The sequence below is a fragment of the Streptomyces africanus genome, from assembly GCF_002150735.1.
GTDB lineage: Bacteria > Actinomycetota > Actinomycetes > Streptomycetales > Streptomycetaceae > Streptomyces > Streptomyces africanus.
Genome location: NZ_MUKA01000046.1, coordinates 35,330 through 41,863, shown reverse-complemented (window position 1 = coordinate 41,863; position 6,534 = coordinate 35,330). Strand labels below are relative to the sequence as shown.

The following is a 6,534-nucleotide window of genomic DNA, read 5'->3' as shown; positions in this document are numbered from 1 at the left end:
CGTGCCGCCCGGGCGGGTCGTCGACCTGCCGGTGCCCCGGTGGCGGCACGTCCGGCACTGGTGGACGGACGGCCGGGCCCGCACCGAGCCGGTGCCGGAACGGGCGGAAGCTCCCGCCGAGGTGGCGGAGCCCAAGTCGGTCCTGGCCCGGCTGACCCACCACATCGCCGCCGTCACCGGCCATCCGCCGGTCCGCGTCACCCCGGGCACCGCCCTGGCGGACCTCGGCCTGGACTCGCTGATGGCCGTCCGCATCCGCACCGCCGTGGAGCGCGAGTTCGGTGTCGAACTGGCCCTGCGCGACCTGTTCGCCGCCGCCACGGTCGAGGAGGCCGCCGCCCGGATCCGCAACGCCCTCCCCCGCGAGGACACGCCGCTGCGCCCGCTGCGCGCCACCGGTTCCCGGCCCCCGCTGTTCCTCGTCCACGCGGCCGGCGGCCCGGTGACCGTCTACCGGACGCTCGCCGAGCGGCTCGGCGAGGACCGGCCGGTGTACGGGCTGGAGCGGATCGAGGAGGCCCGGACCGTGCCGGAGAAGGCCCGGCGCTACGCCGAGGCGATCGCCGCCGCCCACCCCGACGGGCCCTGTCTGCTGGGTGGTTGGTCCTTCGGCGGGTTCGTCGCCCAGGAGACCGCGCGGCAGCTGAAAGCCGCCGGACGGGACATACCGCTGGTCGTGCTCCTCGACTCCGTACGCCCCCTCCCCCGGCCCGGCGTGACGCGCGCCGACCGGATCCGGACGCATTTCGAGGGCTTCGCCGGCCATGTCGCCGACGCCTACGGGGTGCGGCTGGAGCTGCCGTACGACGAGCTCGTGGCCATGGACGACGACCGGGACCGCATCGACACCGTGCTGCGGGCGCTGCGCGAGGCCGCCGACGTGCCGCCCGCGGCGCTGGAGCACCAGCGCGCCTCCTACCTGGACCTGGGCATCGGGGAGGCGCACCGGCCCGGCGGGTACGACGGGCCGGTCCTCCTCTACCGCGCCACCGAGCCCGCGCCCCACACCGTGCGCGACCCGGCCTACGAGCGGGACGACGAGGCGCTGGGCTGGGACGAGGTGTGCCCGCGCCTGGAGGTCGTGCCGGTGCCCGGTCACCATCTGTCGCTGCTCGATCCGCCGCACGTCGACGAGATCGCCGCCCACCTGAGCCGGGTGCTCGCCGAACGGGCCCCCTGAATCACCGACCGAGGAGCCGCCATGCCCGACCTGCCGCCGAAGCCCGCTGCCGGAGTGTCCCGGCGCACTGTCGCCAGAGCGACGGCCGCCGCCGGCCTCGCCGCCTTGTTCGGGGCCGCGGGCGGCACGGCCCGTGCCGCGGCCGCCACCCGGCTCGGGCCGCGCACGCTGGACGTGTCCGTGCCCTCCGCCGCGCTCGGCCGCAGCGCGCCGGTCCGGCTGATCCTGCCGTCGGACTTCGGTGCGCGGCCCGAGAAGAAGTACCCCGTGCTGTACCTGCTGCACGGCGCCCACGACGACTACACGTCCTGGACCCGGGAGACCGGCATCGAGGCCTTCACCGAGGGCCGCGACCTGATCGTGGCGATGCCGGACGCCGGCCCCACGGGCATCCCCAGCGTCTGGCGCGGCGGCCCCGACTACGAGACGTTCCAGGTCAAGGAGGTGCCGGCGCTGCTCGCCCGGGACTACCGGGCCTCCGGCGTACGCGCGGTGGCCGGGGTCTCCACCGGAGGTTACGGCGCGATGGCCCACGCGGCCCGCCACCCGGGGGCGTTCACGGCCGCTGCGTCCTACAGCGGCATCCTCGACACCACGGCCCCCGGCGTGCCCCCCATCATGGACGCCATCGTGGCCCGCGAGAACCTGCCGGCCGCGTCCCTGTGGGGCCATCCGCTGCTGAACCTCCTGACCTGGCGCGACTTCAACCCGCGGGCCCGCGCCACGGGGCTGCGCGGCACCGCCCTGTACGTCTCGCAGGGCAGCGGAGTGGGCGGCGGCAGCGGCGGCGATCCGCTGCCCGGCGTGCTGGAGAGCGCCCTGTGGCCCTCGGCGCAGGGCTTCGCCGGCACCCTCGTCCGCCTCGGCATCCGGGCCACCACGCACCTCTACTCGGGAGGAGGGCACGACTGGCCCTACTGGAAGCGGGAGTTCACCGCCTCGTGGCCGATGCTCGCCCAAGCGCTGGGCGTGCCGGAGTGACGGGGGTGCCGTCGGGGCACGGAACGGAGCGCAGGGGTCGTCCGTCCAACACAGGACTTCCCACGCGTCACAGCGGCAACAGCCCGCGGGTGAGCCGCTTCCGGCCGAAAGGAGTGCCCGTGATGGCTGTGCCCACCCCACAGGGCGTACCGGATCGCCCCGGTATGCCACCGATGCCGCCCGAGCTGGCGGAGCTGCTGCGCGCCCAGCTCGCGGCCGTCGCCGACCAGGTGGAGGAGGAGGTCCGCCGTCAGGTTCCCGAGTACGCGCGGCCCGTCGACGGGACGTACGGCAGGAACCTGCGGGCCGGGGTGGTGCAGGCGCTGACCTTGTTCGTCGACCACATCGCCGACCCGCGCGACGACGGGGGCGCGATCGCGGCGACGTACTACGAACTGGGGCGCGGCGAGGCCCTGGAGGGCCGCAGCCTGGACGCGTTGCAGTCCGCGCTGCGGGTCGGGGGGCTGCACGCCTGGCGGCTGATGGGGCAGACGGCGGAGGAACTCGGCCTGGACTCCACGGTCGTCGCGGCGCTCGGCGAGCTGGCGTTCCGGACCGTGCACGAGGTCGCCGAGGCGGCCGCGGCCGGCTACGCGGAGGCGCAGCTGCGCAACTCGGACGAGCTGGAGCGGCGCCGCAGACGGCTGCTCGACCTGCTGCTGGAGGACGGGCCGGTGGCGCTGGAGGCCGTGCAGGACCTGGCGCACAGCGCGCGCTGGCCGGTGCCCCGGACGGTCGCCGTGGTGGCGCTCGCGGCGGCTCCGGACCGGCGGGAGGAGGACCGGCCGCTGGCCGCGGCGGGCGCGCTGGTGGACATGGAGTCCCGGCCGCCGCGCATGCTGGTGCCCGACCCGGACAGCTCCGGCCGCTTCGGCGGCCGGGCGTTCGCGCTCGCGCTGCGCGGCCGGCCCGCCGCGATCGGCCCGACCGTCGCGGTCACCGACGCCGCGCAGTCGCTGCGCCTCGCCACCCGGGCGCTCGGGCTGATGGGCCGCGGGATCCTCCCCCGCCAGGGCGTGGTGCGGTGCGCCGACCATCTGTCGACGCTGGTGCTGTACGGCGACGAGCCGCTGCTGGAACGGCTCCAGGCGCGGGTTCTCGCGCCGCTCGACACGGTCTCGGCCGGGCAGCGCGAGCGGCTCGCCGAGACCCTCCTGGCGTGGCTGCTCAGCGGCAGCAACGTGCCGGACGTCGCCACCCGGCTGCACATCCACCCGCAGACGGTCCGCTACCGCCTGCGCCAGCTGGAGAAGCTCTTCGGCGACGCCCTGCACGACCCGGAAACCCGCCTCGACCTGATTCTCGCGCTGCGCGCGGAGTCACTGCGCACAGCACAGAACTGAATGCCGCTGCTCGATCGCGGCGTACTCAATCGGTGATAAAAAACTGCGGCGATTCCATAATCCCGTCCATAACACTCCGGCAGACACAGCGAATACGTTCGGGCCGTCCTTTTTCGCAGGCGCTCCACGCGCCTCACCCGCGGAGGATTCCCCATGCGTATCCGTTTGTGTCTCGCCGCGCTCTCGCTGGTCGGCGGGGCCGGTCTGGCCACCCTCTCGGCTCCCTCGGCCACGGCCGCTGCCTGCTCCGACGTGGAAGTCGTCTCGGCGCGCGGCACCTTCGAGCCGGGCACGCTCGGCTTCATCGTCGGCGACCCGGTGTATTCCGCGCTGCAGAAGAAAGCGGCGGGCAAAAACCTGTCGAGCTACGCGGTGAACTATCCGGCGGACCTTTCCCTGACGTCCGCCGCGCAGGGCAACAGGGACCTGGTGGACCATGTGAAGAGCCAGGCCGCCGCCTGCCCGAATCAGCGGTTCGTGCTCGTCGGCTATTCGCAGGGCGCGAACGTCGTCGACAACTCGATCGGCATCAGCAGCGCGGGCGCGGTGGTCGGCAGCCCCATCGTGGCCACGCTGCCCGCCGCGGTCGAGCCGAAGGTCGCCGCGGTGCTGCTGTTCGGCAACCCGATCCGCGCCCTCGGCAAGAGCGTCACCGGCACGTACCAGAGCCGCACCCTGGACATCTGCGCCAAGGGTGACCCCGTCTGCGAGAGCGGTGGCGGCAACGTCGGGGCGCACCTCGGCTACCGCGACAACGCCGACCAGGCGGCCACGTTCGCCGCGGGCAGGCTCTGACCCCGCCAGCACAGAAGGGCCCGGGAGGATCTCCTCCCGGGCCCCTTGTGTGCGTACGCGGAAGGTCAGCGCGGCGACCGCGCGAACCCGGCGAGACTCGTGGAGACGATCTCGGGCCGGCCGTTGTTCTGGACGGGCGCGGCGGTCAGGACGTCGAGGTGCTGGTAGCCGTCGGCGACCACGGGGTGGAGCTCGGCCGGGACCCGGCCGGCCAGGAGTCCCTCACCGGCGAGGACGGTGAGCACCGGGTTGGCGGTGAGCCCGCCGGGATGCACGACGAGCTTCTTCACCTGGGGCGAGCCGGCCAGCTGGATGTCCGTCACCAGCTTGGTCGGAAAGTACTGCTCGGTGAAGTCCAGCGGCTGCTCGGCCAGGCTGCGGGCCAGTTGCCGCACATCGGTGACCTCCTCGCCGGCGCCGGTGAACGGGGTGCCGTCGGCCGACCGGTGGCCGGGGTCGTCGGGGTCGCCGACGCGGTCGTAGTTGCGCCAGGTGTAGAGCGGGCCCTGCGGCCGGTCCGGGATGGCCTTGTACGCGGTGCCGTACAGCCCCGGCTGCTGCGCACCGCCGTTGGCCACGGGGAAGCTCTTGTCGGCGATCGGCCCGCCGTCGAAGAAGCCGACACTGGTCTGGAGGAACGCCAGTGGTACGGAGTTGTCGTCCAGCAGCGCCCCGAGCACCGCCCCGTTGGTGAGGCGGAAGTCCTTCACGGCGGGCTTGCCGGTGAGGAAGGCGGCGGTGTCCTTGGAGAACAGGAAGCGGTGGGTCGCCTCGATGTTGAGGTTGGCGGGCAGGTACCGGGGCAGGTCGGCCTCGGCGTCCGGGTCCTTCAGGGCGCCCATCCCGGCGATGTCGAGCAGGGTCATGGTCTCGGGGTTGAGCAGCACCGGCGCGGACAGCGTGCGCGGCAGCACCCCGGTGTCGAGGCCGGCCTGCACCACGCCGTAACCGAGGCCGATGTCGGGCAGGTTGGTGTCGTCCGGCAGGCTGCCGCTGAGGTCGGCGAGCGAGGTGGAGACGGTCGTGTCGAGGGCGAAGTAGCCGGCGCACTGGTTGTAGCCGGCGTCCGCCGTGGTGGCCCGGTCGCCGTCGAAGTCGGCGGCGGCGAAGTACCCGGTGATCACACCGCCCAGCGAGTGCCCGCCGCACAGCACCTTCCGCTTGCGCTGCGTGCGGTCGGGCAACTCGGCGGTGAGCAGGTCGTACTGGTCGCGTACGGTCTGCTCGATGCCGAGCTTCGCCATCCATCCCAGTTCCGCGTTGCGGGCGTAACCGCCGAAGGTCCGGCCGTCGACCTGCTTGCCGCGGTAGTAGTAGTCGACTGCGGTGTGCTGGTCGCCGGAGGCGATGCCGGTGCGGTCCTCCAGGCAGTTGGAGCGCCGGTCCAGCGCCCAGAACTCGATGTGCAGGCCCTGTTCGGCGGCCCGCGCCACGGTGTTGCGGGCCACGCTGTCGAACGCCCCGGCCCCTTCCAGGATGCCGGGCTGGGCGACGAGGATCCGGTCCGCGTCGGCCGAGGCGGCCGGACCGCCCGCGGAGCGGTAGCGCAGGTACGACAGCCAGTCGCAGGCGGCCGGACGCGGCCCGGCCGACTCCGGCAGCGGCGCCTTCACCCGCACCACCGACTCCGTCACCCCGGTCACCGGCGACGTCGACGCGACCGGCGTCTCGGTCCGCGCGCCGTCGGCCCGGGCACCCGGAGCGGCGGCCGTGAGCGTTCCGGCGGTGAGCAGCACCGCCAGTGCGGCGCCGCGCCACTTCCCTCTTCTCGAAAGGTTCATGTCCATGCCACGGACGCTAGGGCCGCGGCACGTGGTCCCTCAGGGGGTGCTGATGAGAACTCAGTTTCCGGATCGTGCCTTGTCACCGGCGCACAGGGCCCCCGACGCCCGGCCACGGACCCCTGATGGGCCCGGCCGAGCTGCGAACCTGCGGTTTCGGGAGCATGGTGGGGCTATGGACGGTCAACCCCCCGTGGTCGTGCAGCCGCCCGCGTCGGACGGCGGACGGCTGGTGACCATCCACGGCGAGCGCATGGGCGTCGCCTACAGCCTCTTCGACGTACTGGACCTGCTGCACCGCGAGGGCCTGCCCACCACCGACACGGCCGTCGACGACACCGAGCTGATCGAGTGGCGCGGCGGCGGCCCGTACGACTGGAACAACGGGTCGTCCGAGGAGGCGTGAGCCTTCGTGGGGCCCCTGCCGTGTGCCCCCCTTCCGTCCCGCCCTCTT

6 protein-coding genes are annotated in these 6,534 nt (G+C 73.6%); 5 read left to right on the top strand and 1 reads right to left on the bottom strand.

Annotation, left to right across the window (positions count from 1 at the left end; translation table 11 throughout):
* From CCL05_RS07220 to CCL05_RS07205, 4 genes are all read left to right on the top strand, one after another.
* Positions 1 to 1,180: thioesterase domain-containing protein (locus CCL05_RS07220; protein WP_244204201.1), on the top strand; the 1,180-nt coding region annotated here is incomplete at its 5' end.
* Positions 1,181 to 1,201: 21 nt separating this feature from the next.
* Positions 1,202 to 2,161, top strand: coding sequence for an alpha/beta hydrolase (locus CCL05_RS07215; RefSeq protein ID WP_086559643.1), 960 nt, complete (start codon positions 1,202 to 1,204; stop codon positions 2,159 to 2,161).
* A 122-nt stretch (positions 2,162 to 2,283) separates the two neighbouring features.
* On the top strand, positions 2,284 to 3,504 hold the full coding sequence (locus CCL05_RS07210; protein WP_086559642.1) for a PucR family transcriptional regulator: 1,221 nt from the start codon (positions 2,284 to 2,286) through the stop codon (positions 3,502 to 3,504).
* 153 nt (positions 3,505 to 3,657) lie between these two features.
* Positions 3,658 to 4,299, top strand: a complete 642-nt coding sequence (locus CCL05_RS07205; protein ID WP_086559641.1) for a cutinase family protein — start codon at positions 3,658 to 3,660, stop codon at positions 4,297 to 4,299.
* A 65-nt stretch (positions 4,300 to 4,364) separates the two neighbouring features.
* Here CCL05_RS07205 and CCL05_RS07200 read toward each other — a convergent pair whose 3' ends face one another.
* Positions 4,365 to 6,080, bottom strand: coding sequence for a hypothetical protein (locus CCL05_RS07200; protein WP_208641403.1), 1,716 nt, complete (start codon positions 6,078 to 6,080; stop codon positions 4,365 to 4,367).
* Between the two features lie 175 nt (positions 6,081 to 6,255).
* On the opposite strand from CCL05_RS07200, the gene CCL05_RS07195 reads away from it, so the two are divergent.
* A complete protein-coding gene (locus CCL05_RS07195) occupies positions 6,256 to 6,486 on the top strand; it encodes a hypothetical protein (protein ID WP_086559639.1) in 231 nt (76 codons plus the stop codon).
* Positions 6,487 to 6,534 lie beyond the last annotated feature (48 nt).